Genomic DNA, 14,775 nt, shown 5'->3' with positions numbered 1-14,775 from the left:
CCGGCGCCCGCCGTCGCGGGATGCCGGTGTACCCGGGTGCCGGAACATCGGTGTCGGACCACTGGTACCGCCGACAGGTCCCTCGCCTCGGCAGCAGCGGCCACCCATCACGATTCGTCGCGCTGCACGAGGCGGTATCTGCTGGTGGAGGGAGGCTTGGGGCCGGCCCTTCTGGGCCGGTACGTCGAGGGGACGTAGGTCCTCGGCTTGCGCGGCCGGACGCGCCGCGCCGCATCCACCAGAGCGACGAGGGTGGGCGAGGCGTGCCACAGTTTGCGCAGTTTGTAGGGACTGAGTCCCACCACTTCGGAAGCTGTCTCGAACGACTCGCCCCCGGTCATGGCCAGGATCACCACGCGGATCATCGCCGGAGTCTTCGGCTCACCGGGCTCAAGTCCGTTGACGGAGGCGAGAGCGGCGGCCGCCCGGACGGCGGCGGCGAAGTCCACGTCGTTGGCCAGCCACTGCTGGAGAAGGTGCTCGGGCACGCCCGCCCACACGGCGGCAGCCTGCGGCCCGAGCCCCTGGGCGGTGGCCTGGAGGACGTCGGCCATCCGTGCGAGCCGTACTTCGCGTTCGCCGGGCAGACCCCCCAAGGACGCGCGGATGGTCTGCTCCGCCTGGTCGCGGGCGGCCAACCATTCCACCACCTGTTCGGCCTGCGGCAGAGCCGCGTTGACCGATTCGACGTCGGGCCTCTTGCTTTCGTACATCATCTCCCTCCCAGGGCAGCTGCAAAGGTGGCGAGTTGTGGACGGTATCGGGGTCCAGGCGCCCACCGGGATGCGCCGATCGTCTGATCACCGACGGGGCGGGACCGGCGGCCCGACAGCAGTGGGCCGGGGCCGTGGTGGCGGTGTGCGGGGTGTCTCAGGCTGCCGGTCGCCGTGGGCCCGCACAGCCCGGAAGTGAGGGGCAACCGGCGTTCTGGTCACTCGGTGCTCGGCCGGCTCGTGGTCTGCGGTGCCTTCGTCGACGAGCGGGTGCGTTCGGGGGCGAGGAAGAGCGCCATGACGGGCAGGAGGTAGAGCAGCCAGACGACGACCTGGAGGACGGTCGGGTCGGGCTGGAAGTTGAAGATGCCCTTGAGGAGTGTGCCGTACCAGGAGTCGGGCGGGATCGTGCCGCTGATGTCGAAGGCGATGGTGCGCAGCCCCGGCAGGACATCGCCTTCTTGCAGATCATGGATGCCGTAGGCGAGGACGCCGGCGGCCACGATGACGAGCATGGCGCCGGTCCAGCGGAAGAACTTGGCAAGGTTGATACGCAGGGTGCCCTGGTAGAACAGCCAGCCCAGCACCACCGCGGTGGCCAGGCCGAGGAGGGCTCCGACGAGCGGGCGGACCCCGTCGCCACTGGCCTGCACGGCGGTCCAGATGAACAGGGACGTTTCCAGCCCTTCACGGCCGACGGCGAAGAAGGCGGTAATCACCAGCGCACCGGTGCCGAGGGCGAGCGCGGCATCCAGCTTGCCCTGGAGCTCGCTCGTAAGGTGGCGGGCGGTGCGCCGCATCCAGAACACCATCCACGTGACCAGGCCCACCGACAGGATGGACAGGGTGCCGCCGAGGATCTCCTGGGCCTGGAAGGTGAGGGTGGAGGACCCGAACTGGAGCAGGGCTCCGAAGGCGAGCGAGACCGCGACGGCGATGGCGACGCCCGTCCATACCGGCGCCAGCCGGCTCTTGTTGCCGGTCTTGACGAGGTAGGCGATGAGGATGCAGACGACGAGGCTCGCCTCCAGCCCCTCGCGCAGTCCGATCAGGTAGTTGCCGAACACGCCGGGGTCCTTTCTCCGGTTGAGGCGGTGGGGCAATGTGGTGGGTCAGGTGAACAGTGCCCGGCCCCACCAGTCGTCCGTGTCACGGACGCCCGGCGGGACGGCGAACAGGGCCGAACCCACGTGCTGGATGTACTCGTTGAGCGCGTCGGAACGCGCCAGGCTCCTCTGGACGGGAATGAACCCGGTGCGCGGGTCGCGCTGGTAGGCGAGGAAGAACAGGCCGGCCTCCAGGCGGCCGAGGCCGTCGGTGCCGTCGGTGAAGGAGTAGCCGCGCCGCAGGACGCTCGCCCCGTGGTTGGAGTCGGGGTGGGAGAGCCGCACGTGCGAGTCCGGCTTCATCGCTTTCAGGAACGGCTCGTCGTGCTCGCGAGCTTTGCCGACCGCTGCGCCCTCGCGCTTGTCGCGGCCGAAGATGTCCTCCTGCTCCTGGAGGGAGGTGCGGTCCCAGGTCTCGATCTTCATCCGGATCCGGCGCGCCACCAGGTAGGAACCTCCCTCCATCCAGGCGGCCCTGCCCTGGCCGGTGGCCCAGACGTGCCGGTCGAGGGCGTCGGTGTCGGTGCCGGCGACGTTGCGGGTGCCGTCCTTGAACCCGAACAGGTTGCGCGGGGTCTGGGCGTCGGGCGTGGTCGAGGACGTCTTGCCGAAGCCGAGCTGGGACCAGCGCACCGCGACCGTGCCGAACCCGATCCGGGCCAGGTTGCGCATGGCGTGCACGGCGACCTGCGGATCGTCCGCGCACGCCTGCACGCACAGATCGCCGCCGCTACGGGCCGGATCGAGGTTGTCGCCGGGGAACTTCGGCAGGTCCACCAGGGCCTCGGGCCTGCGCTGGGTCAGGCCGAACCGGTCGTCGAAGAGGGAGGGGCCGAAGCCGATGGTGAGTGTGAGGCGGGACGGCGGCAGGCCGAGTGCCTCGCCGGTGTCGTCGGGCGGCGCCTCCGGCATGCCTCCGTATGCACCGTCGCCGACCGCGCGCCCCGCCGTCATCCGCTCGGCGGCCCGGGTCCAGTCCTTGAGCATGCGGATCAGCCCGGTGCGCTCACTCGTCTTCACGTCGAAGGCCGCGAAGTGCAGCCGGTCCTGGACCGGGGTGGCGATGCCTGCCTGATGCGGGCCGTGGAAAGCGACGGCGCCGTCGCCGGACGGGCTGCTGTCCTGGCCGGAGCCCGCGACAGCAGCAGCGCCGCCCGCTGCGGCGGCGCCCAGCGCGAGCCCGGCGCCGCCCCAGCCGAGTACCGCGCGCCGCGAGAAGGCGGCGCTTTGCGGCTGATCGGACATGCCTGTTCCTGCCTGTTGTGCCGTACGGTTCACTTCGCCACGGCGGCGGCGAGCTTGGACAGCGGCTCCGCCAGCGCGTTGACGCCGTCGGAGAGGTCCTTGCGCTCGGCCTCGGGGACCTTGTCGTAGGACGTGTAGGTGTAAGAGTCCTTGTCCGCGCCGTCGTCGGTGCGGTAGGCGTCCAACTGCTCGGTCAGGGACGCGAACTGCTTGTCGAGTTCCTTGACCAGCGTGGGGTCGTTCTTCCGGGCGATCGGCTTCAGCAGGTCGTACGACTTCTGCGCGCCCTCAAGGTTGGCCTTGAAGTCGACCAGGTCGGTGTGCGAGTAGCGTTCCTCCTCGCCGGTGACCTTGCCGGAGGCGACCTCGTCGAGGAGTTCCTTGGCACCGTTGGCCATCGAGGTCGGAGTGATCTCCGCGGTGCCGACCTTCTTCACCCAGTCGTTCAGGTCCGTCATCAGCTGACCGGCGAGTTCCTTCTCGCGGTCGCCGATCTTCTTGTCCTGCCACAGCGCCTTCTCCAGGCGGTGCCAGCCGGTCCAGTCGGTCTTGGGGTCCTGCCCGTCCTCCAGGCCGTCCTCGCGGACGTCGACCTTGGGGTCGATGTCGCCGAAGGACTCAGCCACCGGTTCGGTGCGCTCCCATCCGATCCGGGACGGGGCGTAGAGATTCTTCGCCCGCTCGATGTCGCCGGCCTTGACAGCGTCGGTGAACTTCTTCGTCCTGGGCAGGGTCTGCTCGGCCTGCGCGAGCACGTAGGAGCGGTAGGCGGCGACGGCGGCGTCGGCTTCCGGGCTGCGCTTGGCGGCTGAGTTCTCGCCGGTGATCGTGACCTTCTGCCGGATGCCGTCGCCCTTCATGCCGGGTTTGCACACGATCTCGTAGTCGCCCGCCTTGAGTTCGGTGACCAGTGTGGCCTTGGTGCCGGGGCCGATGTTCTCGCGCTCGGCCGCGATCCGGTCGTCGGGGAAGAGGACGTACACCTCGGTGATCCTGGAGCCCTTGTTCTCCAGGGCCAGGCTGACGTGTCCGGCGGGGAACTCCGTGCTGGAGAGCTTGCACGCCGTGTCCGAGGCGGTCACGGAGACGGCGCCGTCCTCGCCCGTCGCCTTCTGCGTGCAGCCCGACAGGGCCACGGCGACGGCTATCGCGGTGCCGGTGCCGAGGAGGAGGTGTCGGGGTCTGGCGGACATGGGTGCCTCAATTCGCGCGGGTGAGCCGAGAGCGCGGGCGCAGCCGCCCGGCCGCAGCGGAGTCTACGTAAATGTAGACGGTCAGGAAAGGCTGCCCTAATCACACCTCGAAGTGAGAGCCACGCAGAGGGGTGTTCGTCCTGCGCGGCCTCGATGCCGCGGTGCAGCCGGACGGCACGGTCCGGGGACGATGCCGCGGCTGCCGTGCACAGCAGGGCGATAAGCGGCAGCGCCGGAACCATGCGGCGTACGGGCACCGGAGACAGTAGGGCACGGGCCGGGGCCGGGACGGGCCCCGTGGCGGCACCCGGCGCACAGCGCCCCGTCCTGGCTCGACGGGTGCCGCAGCGGCGGTCGCCCTGTGGTTCGTCTCGGCACGCCTCGGTGTGACCGCGACTGTCAATCGGGCCGGCGATGGCAGCCTCCCGGGCGTGGGTCGGGGCCCACTACCCGCCCGATGCCATCGCCGGTCTCGCCATCGGAGCCCTCATCGCTTCGACCCTGGCGCTCCTGCTGTCCCGGCAGGCGCGGACGGCGGCGTGCCTGTTCGGCCGGGCCCCTCCGCGTCCGCTGATCACTGCCTCATGATCCCGGACGACGGACCCGCGTCCTCCTCCACCCTCATGAAACGGGCTCGTCACCGTGCAGTGTGGTGGTGTGTGCTCGCCGCGACGTGGACCCTGCTTGCGGTCGCGATCGTGGACGGTCCACCTCCGGAACGCCGGAACAGCGGCAGACAGGGGGGCCCACTGCGGCTGAGGGAAAGCCGGAGTGGCCCTGGGCCTCTTGCTCTACCTCCGTAGTCCAGCGAGAGGTTCCGCTGCGTTCCGGTCGAATCCCTCAGCCTCCTGGAGTCGTCCCTCCTTGCGGAGGGGACCAGCGAGTGCGGTGACCTGTCGCGATGAGCGGTCAATGTCGCTGACCTGCGCGAATGGCCTTTCGGCTTTGTCGCGTTCGTGCTGCTTGATGGGGCCGGAAGTCCCGGAAGAGTCCCAGGGCACTCCCCATGCTGACGGGCGTCTTCCGGCTCTGTACGGAAGTACGGGTGCGTCGAACGACCTCGTTTCCAGCGCGGCCGGTGGAGGCTGGAAGTCGAGTGACTGGCGCTCGGCCGATACCTTGCGGAAGGGTGGCTTCTTAGAAGTCATCTCATTCGAAAATCCTGCGGCAGCACCGGTCAGCAGCCGACGGTGCGAACCCGCGCCACGGGGCTGCGCGCCCCGTGGCGGGAGCGGTCACGCGCCCGCGCGAGCGGGTCAGCCGGTGCGGTTGTAGATGGCGGTGCCGGGGCAGGCCGTCTGGCCCGCGCGGGTGGCGCATCCGTTGTATTGGCTCGCGCCGTTCCACCAGGCCCAGCCCCCGACGGTGCGGCCGTGGAGCCAGGTGTACTGGCCGTTGTAGTTGGCGTCGTAGGTGCGCAGGCTCCAGTGCACGTGGGCTCCGGTCGCGGAGCCGCCGGCGCAGGTGTCCGTACCGATGGTGCCGAGCAGTGCGCTGCTGCCGATCTGCGTCCCGTTGTAGTAGGTGGTGTTGAACATGTGGTAGTAGTCCGTCGAGAAGCCGCCCGGGTGGATCACCCTGGTCCAACCGCCCCCCGCGCCGCACATCGAGGTCGCCGTTCCCTCCCGCGAGGAGCGGACCCGCCCGCTCGCGTTGCCTCCCGCGAAGTCGAGGCTGCTCCAGTACCCCGTCGAACCGGTATGGGAGTGGGCGCCACCGGTCAGGGTCATGTAGTAGTCGGGCATCCAGGGCAGCAGCAGCCCGTTGGTGTTGGCCGCGGCGACCCCTGCCGACGACCGGGTCCCAGGCGTGGCCTCGCGCTGCGCGTACGCGGTCATGGTCTGCCGCTCCGCCCTTCCGACCAGCGGTGACTTCGCCAGGTGCTCGGCGAACGCACGGTCGCCTTCGAGGCCGGAGACCCACTGTCCGTCCTTGTGGCGGGCGAGGAAGAGCCAGCCCTCCGGCTCGCCGTGATGTGTGCGGGGCGCTTCGACGTAGGCGACGCCCCTGGCCCAGTCGCGCGAGGCGGTGCGGACATCGACGACGACCTTGCGGCCCTCACTACCGAGTTTGCGCACGGCGACCTGCGGTGCGAGTCCCTTGCCGTCGTGGGACCGGGAGAGAACGTCTGCGGAAACGGTGTCCAGCAGTGCCTGCCGACCGTCGCCCAGGCTGCTCACCACCGCTGGTGACAGCTTCACGGTGACACCGGTCGAAGCTGACCGCTCCTCACTTGCCATCCCCGCGGAGGGCGTTACGGGAGCCGCGTCACGGACGGCGGCTGTCGCCGAGGGCGCGGTGACGAGCAGCCCACATGTGGCGAGGGCGGCGAGGGCGGTTCTTGCGGAGAACTTGAAGTGCATGAGCGGTGTCCCTTTCTGATGCGACGGGGCAGGCAGGGGCGAGGGTGCGGTGGATTACCACCACGCTCTACGGGGCGCGTATCCATAAAATGTCATGGCCCGGTCAAAATCTATGCGCGTAGCCTAGCGCGTGCGCCTGCTGTCGGTACGGACAGAGCGGCGATGATGGCGAAAACTGGCTGTACGCCCGGCGCAGGGCAGGCGGAGTTCGGCGCCCGGCCGGGCGGGGGCGGGTGCCGTACCGCCGACTGCTCATGTGGGGCGAGGGGCGTGACCGTTCGCCAGAGCCCGCCGCGTACGCGACTTGTGCTGCCGGAGGTTTCATCACCGTAGTTCGGAGGATGCAGGCGTGTTCATGGACGGATGGGGAGCCGAAGTCGCGTGCGCAGACGCTGAGGGCGACTTTTCGCAGCTCGCAGTGGGCGAGGAAAAGAATTCCACCGGCACGAGCCGGACCGTTGCCAGCCCCGGACCGGGCCTCGTGGGCGTTTTCCCGAACCTCAGCGGCGAAGTGGACCACTGTGCTGGACGCCCATGATCGTTCTCACCGATATCCGCTGTACCGATGTTCCCCGGCGCCGTTGTCAGCCACTTCTCATAAGGCTTTTGGGGTGACCAACGCGAGCGGTTCAGCCGGTCATGCCGTTCACCCGGTACAGCATCACCCGGTAGTTCCGGTTGTCGTACCACTGGCTCACGGTGAGGTGGAGGTCGGAGACGGTCGAGCCGGGGACGATGAATCCGCCGTACGGGCTGGCGACGGCGTTTCCGGTCTCCCGGCCGGGGACGGTCGGGGTGATCGTGGTCCGCTCCGGTGTGGTGAACAGGTTCGAGGTGGGCAGGGCGAACACCTGGGCCCGGATGTCCAGGGGGCTCATGTTCAGCCAGCTGAGTACGTACCGGCCATCCATCGCCCGGAAGCAGATCTCGCCCCAGCGGCGGGCCGCGGTCACCGAGGTCGGCGGATTGCCCCAGGCCCAGCGTCCGCTCGCGTACCCCCAGGGCTGGTAGGCCGCGGGGTTGCCCAGGGCGTCCTGCGGGACCCGGTGGAGCAGCAGGGCGGATGTCACCTCCCGGTTGAAGGCGGTGGACAGCACGTAGCAGTAGCCGTCGTCGGCGACCGCGTAGGTCTTCTGCTGGAATTGTCCGCCGTACTGGTCGCCGGGCCACTGGCAGAGGTAGTGCCAGGTGGCGCCGTTGTCGTCGGAGCGCCAGAAGTCCGTGTGGTGGGTGCGGTAGATCACCCCGCGCATCAGGTGCATGTACATCGTGGGGCCCACGGTGAACACGTCGGACGGGATGGCGGTGGTGCCCCCGGTGTGGCCTTCCGGGACCAGGCCGACGGCGCGGGTTCCCCCCACCGCGCTGTCGACCAGGAGCGCCCCCGGGACCGCGTTCGAGGACCGCAGCCCCACGGGCGAGCGCCAGTCCGGTCCGCCGACGCCCCCGCCGTCGAAGGTGTCGCCGCAGACGAGGAGCACCGATCCGTCGGGGCATCGGACCGGAATGCCGAGGTCCGTCCAGGGAGCGGCGAACCGCCCCGTCTGCGCGGGCCCGGTGAGGTCGCGCACCTTCGCACCGGTGACGCCCGGGGCAGCCGCCGCCGCGGAACCGCCGGCGCCCAGGGCCGCCAGGGCGAGCCCGCCGGCCGCCGCCGATCGGAGCAGCGTTCGCCGGCTGGGGCCACCGCCACCGCCGTCCTCGTACGGGACCGGGCTGAGCGGACGCGGCCTCTGCATGGCGGGCTCCCTTGGTCGGGCGGACGGAAGGGGTGGTGGGTCAGGCTTTACGGAGGCGGGCGATGATTCCGTCCAGGTCGCGGCGGAAGAGGTCGGAGCGTACGAAGTGCCCGCCCGGCACCTCGTGCCACTCGTGGGGGATACCGGCCGCTCCGAGGCGTCCTCTGAACTCCCGCTGCCCGGCCAGAACCTGGGTCTCGTTGACGGTGTCGAACCAGTTGACCGGGTCGGGGCTGGTCCCCGCGACCAGGAAGACCCGCTTGTTGCGGTAGCTCTCCACCCGCTGCACCGGGTTGTCGGCGCTGACGCGGGCCTCGTTCCACAGCGGTGCGCCGTAAACCGTCCCCCCGCCCAGTTCCACGGCCGCCGAGGAGAGGTTGGCCCAGTGGGTGACGAGGCCCGCGTCGCGGCGCAGGCTGGCGGGGCCGGAGTGGGAGCTGACCGAGGCGAAGTGGCCGTAGTACTTGGCCGCGTACTTCAGTGCGCCGAAGCCGCCCATGGAGAACCCGGAGACGGCCCGGCCGTTGTATTCGGCGTACGTACGGAAGTTGGCGTCGACCCACGGCAGCAGCTGGGCGATGTGGAAGGTCTCCCAGTTGCGGGGACCGGTGTTGGAGTGGACCGGGTTGGAGTACCAGCCGGCGGCCCCGCCGTCCGGCATCACGACGATGAGCGGCTTCCCGGCGGTCCAGGCGCGGATGCCCATCCGGTCGAAGGTGATGAAGTCCTGCCCGGTGCCGCCCCCGTGGAACAGGTAGAGGACCGGGTACCTGCGGCCGGAGGTGTGGTAGCCGTCCGGGAGGAGGACGTTGACACCGGGGTTCCAGCCGATGGCGGAGGTGGCGAAGCGGAAGTAGCGCATCCGGGCGTCGGACTCGTTGCGGTCCACGATGCGCAGACCGAACCCGTCTCCGGCGGCGTGGGCGGCGGACGCCGAGGCCAGGAGGCTCGCGGTGCCGAGGGCGGTCATCGCGGTGAGTGAGGCGGCGGCCTTCATCACACCTCGGCGGCTGGGGTGGGCGGTGCTCAACATGACCTCCGGGGTCGGGAAGTGGTCGACAGGTCCGCGGGGCGGCGCGAGGGACCGTTCCGCAGGATCAGGCGGAACGGTCTTCGGCGGCATCAGGCGGAATAGCCCTTCGGCGGGATCAGGGTGGCCAGCTGGTCGAAGGAGAGCCAGTAGATCTGGTTGCCGCCGAAGGAGGCGGGGTCGGCGACGAGCACCGTGCGGTCCACCGCGTCGTAGCCGAAGACGGTGAAGTAGTGGTAGATCGTCTGGCCGGGCGGGTAGCCGGGTGGCTGGTTGCCCGGTGGGGCGACGATGTTGGCCACCAAGGGGTAGTTCCGGTCGATGTCGAAGAGGATGTCGTGCCACAGGAGGTCACGCTGCGCCTGGGTGGGCGGGTCGTTCGGCATCTCCTTCGTCTCGTACCAGCCGCCACCCAGACGGGCGTTGAGGACCCGGGTGATCTGCCCGATGTGGTCCGTGCCCGCCTGAGTGGTGCCCAACTGCGCGGCCAGATCGGCCTGGCTCGGCGGGGCGGTGCGGGCGGAGAGCGCGATGCGGGTCGCGGCGGGACCGCACCAGTAGCCGGTCTGCTGGACCTGGTAGGCGATCTCCAGCCAGCGCGCGCTGCTGGAGCGTCCGGCCTCGACGCGCAGCCGGGTGCCCGGCTCACCGAGCCCGGAGGCAACGGCGGTGCCGGCGCTGGTGGCCTGTGCCCGGACGTCCACCACCGGGACGGGTGTCGCGGTGCTCGCCCGGGCCGTGGCGGGCAGCAACAGTGCACCGAGGGTGAGAGCGGCGACCGTGCCGGAGAGGAGTCTCGTGCGCATGGGGTCTCCTGTGGGGAGGGGGCGACGCGGCGGGGGCGGGGGAGATGTTGTGGGGCCCGCCCGGGGCAGGTACGCCGGTGGGAGACAGCGTGGCGGCCTCGCGCGAAGCCGCACAAGTCCTGTAAGCACAGGCTTACATGGGCTCGTGGCGGCCGCTGTGCTCGGCGGCCAGAAGGGCGCGCCCCTCAGCCGTCGCGACGTGGAAGGCTCGTCCGGCCGTACGGACGGTCGTGATCAGGCCCGCCACCCGCAACACCTTCGCGTGCTGGCTGACCGCTGGGTGCGTCACCTGGAGCAGCCGGGCGGCCTCCACGGTGGAGCATCCGCTCCGGGTCGCACGCAGCAGTGCCGCCCGGGTCCGGCCGAGGAGTTGCCCGAGGCCGTCGTGGTCACTCCGCCCGGCCGAGGAGGTGACCCAGTCGGGCGAGTGGCGGATCGGGTGGACCAGGACGGGCGACAGCTCCGCATCCGCAAGCGTGGTCGGTGCCGGCCAGCAGAAGAACGAGGGCTGGAGCAGGAGCCCCCGCCCCCGCAGGTGCAACTGCTGGTTGACCGGGTAGTCCACCTCCAGCACCGGTGGACGCCATCGAACGCCTGGCCCCAGACCCAGCAGCAGTTCCTCGGTGCCGCCGTCCATCAGGCTCTGCATCCGTCGGGCCCGGTCGGCGTCGATGTCCGCGCACACCTGGTGCCAGTGCGGTACGAGCGCCTGCGCCTGATAGGCGTGGAGCGCCTCGCCGAGCCTTCCCAGCATCTCCCTGTCCCCCTCGGCGAGCGCGCGTGTCCAGCCCGGTAGCCGCCGCGAACGGCCCAGCCGGGAGAGTTCGGCCCGCAGCCGGGGACGCTCCGTTCCGAGCAGGGTGTCGACGGCGGTCCGCAGGGTGCTGCGGTCACCCGAGACGGGCGTGAGGAAGTCCGGGGAGTAGCCGAAGGCCGGCAGCAGCGGGGAGAGCAGGCGCCGGCTCTCCGGCAGCCGCGGCCGGGCCCACCGCCGCCACTCCCCGAACACGCTCTCCCCGTCGCCGCGTTGAAGCGTCTGCACGCTGTTGGTGATCTCCCACAGGAAGTCCGGTCCCCGTGCCACCTTGATCCGTGTCAGGTCCTCGGGCGTGAAGTGGATCCGCAGCATCAGCACTCCACCGGAGACAGGGGACGGCATCCGGCCGGAGAGACACGCGATGGAGCCTCTCCAAGACCTGAGACCACGCCTTCGAACGATCTTGATCGACGGATCGTGTTGTCATGGTACTTCCACGCCAACTCCTGGACATCTGCAGTGAGTTCGTTCCGCTTCGCCGTTGGTCGTTGCGGGAGGGCGGCGGTAAAGGCCGGGGAGGCGCGAGGGGTGTCGCCGGGGTCGCGGAAAGCGCAGACGGTGCTCGCGTGTGGGAGCCGTCCCGGGAACACGGCTTCCACGCCCTGCGCCACTTCTTCGCCTCCGAGGAGCTGGAGGCCGGCGAGTCGGTCGTCTCCCTGGCGCGTCGGCTGGGGCACTCCGACCCCGGGTTCACGCTGCGGAAGTACTCCCCCTTCCTGCCGCGCGCCGGCGCATGGGGAAGCGCCGCCATCGACGCGATCTTCGCGTAGCCGCGACCGTCCGCCGGGCCCGTGGAGCGTGGCTCGTAGCCCGGCGCAGGCCCAAAGTCCCAGAGAAGTCCCAGACATGCCGCCGCACCCCTCCCTGACCCGCTAAATGGCAGGTCAGGCGGGGTGCGGCGGCATCGTCGTATCAGATGTCCCGGAAGATCTCGATCTGCGCCCCCACCGAGTTGAGCCGCTCCGCCAGCTCCTCGTACCCCCGGTTGATGACATAGACGTTGCGCAGTACGGAGGTGCCTTCGGCCGCCATCATCGCCAGCAGCACCACCACGGCGGGCCGCAGGGCGGGCGGGCACATCATCTCGGCGGCGCGCCAGCGGGTGGGGCCTTCGACCAGGACCCGGTGCGGGTCGAGGAGCTGGAGGCGGCCGCCGAGGCGGTTGAGGTCGGTGAGGTAGATCGCGCGGTTGTCGTAGACCCAGTCGTGGATCAGGGTCTGGCCGTGCGCGGAGGCCGCGATGGCGGCGAAGAACGGCACGTTGTCGATGTTGAGGCCAGGGAACGGCATCGGGTGGATCTTGTCGATCGGCGCCTCCAGCTTGGAGGGCCGGACCGTCAGGTCCACCAGCCGGGTGCGGGCGTTGTCGGCCGCGTACTCCGGGGTCCGGTCGCAGTCGACGCCCATCTCCTCCAGGACCGCCAGCTCGATCTCCAGGAACTCGATCGGCACCCGGCGGATGGTGAGTTCGGACTCGGTCACCACGGCGGCGGCCAGCAGGCTCATCGCCTCGACCGGGTCCTCGGAGGGCGAGTAGTCCACGTCCACGTCGATCTGCGGGACCCCGTGCACGGTGAGCGTCGTCGTACCGATGCCGTCGACCCGTACGCCCAGCGCCTCCAGGAAGAAGCACAGGTCCTGGACCATGTAGTTGGAGGAGGCGTTGCGGATGACCGTCGTGCCGTCGTGGCGGGCGGCGGCCAGCAGCGCGTTCTCGGTCACGGTGTCGCCGCGCTCGGTCAGCACGATGGGGCGGCCGGGGGAGACCGAGCGGTCCACCTGCGCGTGGTACAGCCCCTCCGTCGCGGCGATCTCCAGGCCGAACCGGCGCAGCGCGATCATGTGCGGCTCGATCGTGCGCGTACCCAGGTCGCAGCCGCCCGCGTACGGCAGGGTGAACTGCTCCATCCGGTGCAGCAGCGGGCCCAGGAACATGATGATGGAGCGGGTGCGGCGCGCGGCGTCGGCGTCGATCGCCGCCATCTCCAGCTGCGCGGGCGGCACGATCTCCAGGTCCACGCCGTCGTTGACCCAGCGGGTGCGCACCCCGATGGAGTTCAGCACCTCCAGGAGCCGGAACACCTCCTCGATCCTGGCGACCCGCCGCAGGACCGTGCGGCCCTTGTTGAGCAGCGAGGCGCACAGCAGCGCCACACAGGCGTTCTTGCTGGTCTTGACGTCGATGGCGCCGGAGAGCCGGCGGCCGCCGACGACCCTCAGGTGCATGGGCCCGGAGTAACCGAGCGACACGATCTCGCTGTCGAGGGCTTCACCGATGCGGGCGATCATCTCAAGGCTGATGTTCTGGTTGCCGCGCTCGATGCGGTTGACGGCGCTCTGGCTCGTACCGAGCGCCTCGGCCAGCTGCGTCTGTGTCCAGCCCCGGTGCTGCCGGGCGTCACGGATGAGCTTGCCGATGCGTGCGAGGTAGTCGTCTGACATGGCGGCAGGCTATCTCAGATATGAGATGAGGCTGGAGTGGAGGTGTGCCGTTCGAGTGACGGGAGTGCAAACGGTTGCCCGCGCCGCCATCGTGCCCCGTCCGGGGACGGGCGGCGCGGGATGTGCGTCCGCACGGGGTGGCAGGACCCGGTCAGCCGCTGCGCCGGCGGGTCGTCTTCCGCCAGCCGAACGGGCCCGGCAGGTCCATGGACGTGGTGCGCCGGCCGGTGCTGCTCACCGTGCGCCGCGGGCCGCGTCCGCCGCCGGTGGTGATCGACCAGGAACGGCGGTTGATGTTCAGCCGTACCCCGGGAAGGATCTGGAAACTCTTGCGGAAGGTGATCGCCATGGTGGCCTCCTCGTGTCACGACTCCGGGTGTCCCGGCGCGGTGAGGGTATGCCTGCGATCGAACAAATACCTTGCCCTCAGGGGAGGTTCGGCCCTCGGCGCATCGCCTGCCCGCCGTTCAGCCGCGCCGATCCGCCAGCCACTCCAGGGCCTCCGCGCCCGCGTCGAGCACCGAGATGTGCCCGTCCGCCGGCCGCACCCGCAGTTCGGCCGTCGGGCAGCGCTCCGCGAGCCACCGGCTGTGGGCGGCGGGCGCGATCCGGTCCTGGCCGCCGTGGAGCAGGAGCAGCGGCGCGGTGATGCGTACGGGGTCGAAGCCCCAGGGCGCCACGTACGCCAGGTCGTCGGTGATCAGACCGTCCGGCCCCGCCTCCAGCGCGGGCCCCACGACCTGGTCGAACCAGGACCAGTCACCGGCCAGCGCCTCATGGTCGGCCTCGGTGAACATCTCCGGGTCGTACCCCGCGGACGCCTCGTACGCCTCCTTCGCCGCACGCCCCTCCGCGGCCGCCCGCAGCGACGCGGCGGAGGACGGCACCATGCCCGCGAACCAGTCGAGCCCCTCCGCGCCGTACGGCGCGAGTCCGGCGGCCGTCACCACCCCGAGGACCCGGTCGGGCAGCAGTGCCGCACAGGCCAGCGCGTGCGGGCCGCCGCCGGAGTGGCCGAGGACGGCGAACCGGTCGAGGCCGAGCGCGTCGGCGACCGCCCGCGCGTCGGCGGCGGCCGAGGCCACGTCGCGGCCGGGGAGCGGCGACGAACCGCCGTAACCGGGACGGTCGTACGCCACCCAGCGGATGGACAGCTTCTCGGCGGCGGCGAAGAGCGGCGCGGGCGGTGAGCCGATGTTCGGTGTGCCGTGATGCCAGAAGACAGCGAGCCCGTCGCCGCCGGTGTCGTACACATGGAGCGTGCGGCCGTCCGCCGGCCGCACCTCGCTCTCCCTGACCCGCACCGCGGCCCACCACCCCT

The 14,775-nt window shown here is 70.5% G+C and carries 14 protein-coding genes; 2 read left to right on the top strand and 12 right to left on the bottom strand.

Features of this window, described 5'->3' with window-relative positions:
- Positions 1-107: 107 nt before the first annotated feature.
- The 4 genes from ACIRR8_RS22015 to efeO all read right to left on the bottom strand — a co-directional run bounded on the left by ACIRR8_RS22015 (position 108) and on the right by efeO (position 4,257).
- Positions 108-713: a hypothetical protein gene (locus ACIRR8_RS22015; RefSeq protein ID WP_404067319.1), complete on the bottom strand. Its 606-nt coding sequence runs from the start codon at positions 711-713 to the stop codon at positions 108-110.
- A 218-nt stretch (positions 714-931) separates the two neighbouring features.
- Complete coding sequence (gene efeU / locus ACIRR8_RS22010) at positions 932-1,780, bottom strand: iron uptake transporter permease EfeU (RefSeq protein WP_404067317.1); 849 nt, start codon at positions 1,778-1,780, stop codon at positions 932-934.
- Between the two features lie 45 nt (positions 1,781-1,825).
- Positions 1,826-3,064, bottom strand: a complete 1,239-nt coding sequence (efeB, locus tag ACIRR8_RS22005) for an iron uptake transporter deferrochelatase/peroxidase subunit (protein ID WP_404067314.1) — start codon at positions 3,062-3,064, stop codon at positions 1,826-1,828.
- A gap of 29 nt (positions 3,065-3,093) precedes the next feature.
- Positions 3,094-4,257: an iron uptake system protein EfeO gene (gene efeO / locus ACIRR8_RS22000; protein WP_404067311.1), complete on the bottom strand. Its 1,164-nt coding sequence runs from the start codon at positions 4,255-4,257 to the stop codon at positions 3,094-3,096.
- Between the two features lie 414 nt (positions 4,258-4,671).
- Here efeO and ACIRR8_RS21995 point away from each other — a divergent pair, with 414 nt between their 5' ends.
- The gene (locus ACIRR8_RS21995) at positions 4,672-4,845 is read left to right on the top strand and encodes a hypothetical protein (protein ID WP_404067308.1); all 174 of its coding nucleotides are present in this window, start codon (positions 4,672-4,674) and stop codon (positions 4,843-4,845) included.
- A gap of 668 nt (positions 4,846-5,513) precedes the next feature.
- Here ACIRR8_RS21995 and ACIRR8_RS21990 read toward each other — a convergent pair.
- From ACIRR8_RS21990 to ACIRR8_RS21970, 5 genes are all read right to left on the bottom strand, one after another.
- The gene (locus tag ACIRR8_RS21990) at positions 5,514-6,620 is read right to left on the bottom strand and encodes a M23 family metallopeptidase (protein WP_404067306.1); all 1,107 of its coding nucleotides are present in this window, start codon (positions 6,618-6,620) and stop codon (positions 5,514-5,516) included.
- A gap of 629 nt (positions 6,621-7,249) precedes the next feature.
- Positions 7,250-8,359, bottom strand: a complete 1,110-nt coding sequence (locus tag ACIRR8_RS21985) for a DUF4185 domain-containing protein (protein WP_404067303.1) — start codon at positions 8,357-8,359, stop codon at positions 7,250-7,252.
- Between the two features lie 40 nt (positions 8,360-8,399).
- Entirely contained in the window at positions 8,400-9,389 is a 990-nt protein-coding gene (locus ACIRR8_RS21980; protein WP_404067610.1) for an alpha/beta hydrolase, read from the bottom strand.
- Positions 9,390-9,481: 92 nt separating this feature from the next.
- Positions 9,482-10,195 (bottom strand): C39 family peptidase, encoded by a 714-nt coding sequence (locus tag ACIRR8_RS21975; protein WP_404067300.1) that lies wholly within the window; start codon positions 10,193-10,195, stop codon positions 9,482-9,484.
- A gap of 133 nt (positions 10,196-10,328) precedes the next feature.
- Positions 10,329-11,324, bottom strand: a complete 996-nt coding sequence (locus ACIRR8_RS21970; protein WP_404067297.1) for a winged helix-turn-helix domain-containing protein — start codon at positions 11,322-11,324, stop codon at positions 10,329-10,331.
- Positions 11,325-11,578: 254 nt separating this feature from the next.
- Between ACIRR8_RS21970 and ACIRR8_RS21965 the strand changes: the two genes are divergently transcribed.
- Positions 11,579-11,782, top strand: coding sequence for a hypothetical protein (locus tag ACIRR8_RS21965; protein ID WP_404067294.1), 204 nt, complete (start codon positions 11,579-11,581; stop codon positions 11,780-11,782).
- A 142-nt stretch (positions 11,783-11,924) separates the two neighbouring features.
- On the opposite strand, the gene ACIRR8_RS21960 is transcribed toward ACIRR8_RS21965, so the two are convergent.
- The 3 genes from ACIRR8_RS21960 to ACIRR8_RS21950 form a co-directional block, all read right to left on the bottom strand.
- Positions 11,925-13,454, bottom strand: coding sequence for a helix-turn-helix domain-containing protein (locus ACIRR8_RS21960; protein WP_404067291.1), 1,530 nt, complete (start codon positions 13,452-13,454; stop codon positions 11,925-11,927).
- A 151-nt stretch (positions 13,455-13,605) separates the two neighbouring features.
- Positions 13,606-13,803 (bottom strand): DUF4236 domain-containing protein, encoded by a 198-nt coding sequence (locus ACIRR8_RS21955; protein ID WP_404067288.1) that lies wholly within the window; start codon positions 13,801-13,803, stop codon positions 13,606-13,608.
- A 118-nt stretch (positions 13,804-13,921) separates the two neighbouring features.
- Entirely contained in the window at positions 13,922-14,758 is an 837-nt protein-coding gene (locus tag ACIRR8_RS21950; protein ID WP_404067608.1) for an alpha/beta fold hydrolase, read from the bottom strand.
- Positions 14,759-14,775: the final 17 nt, after the last annotated feature.

This window comes from Streptomyces sp. NPDC101178 (genome assembly GCF_044767965.1).
Lineage (GTDB): Bacteria > Actinomycetota > Actinomycetes > Streptomycetales > Streptomycetaceae > Streptomyces.
Note: the sequence above shows the minus strand (reverse complement) of the source record. Positions and strands in the feature narration are given on the sequence as shown.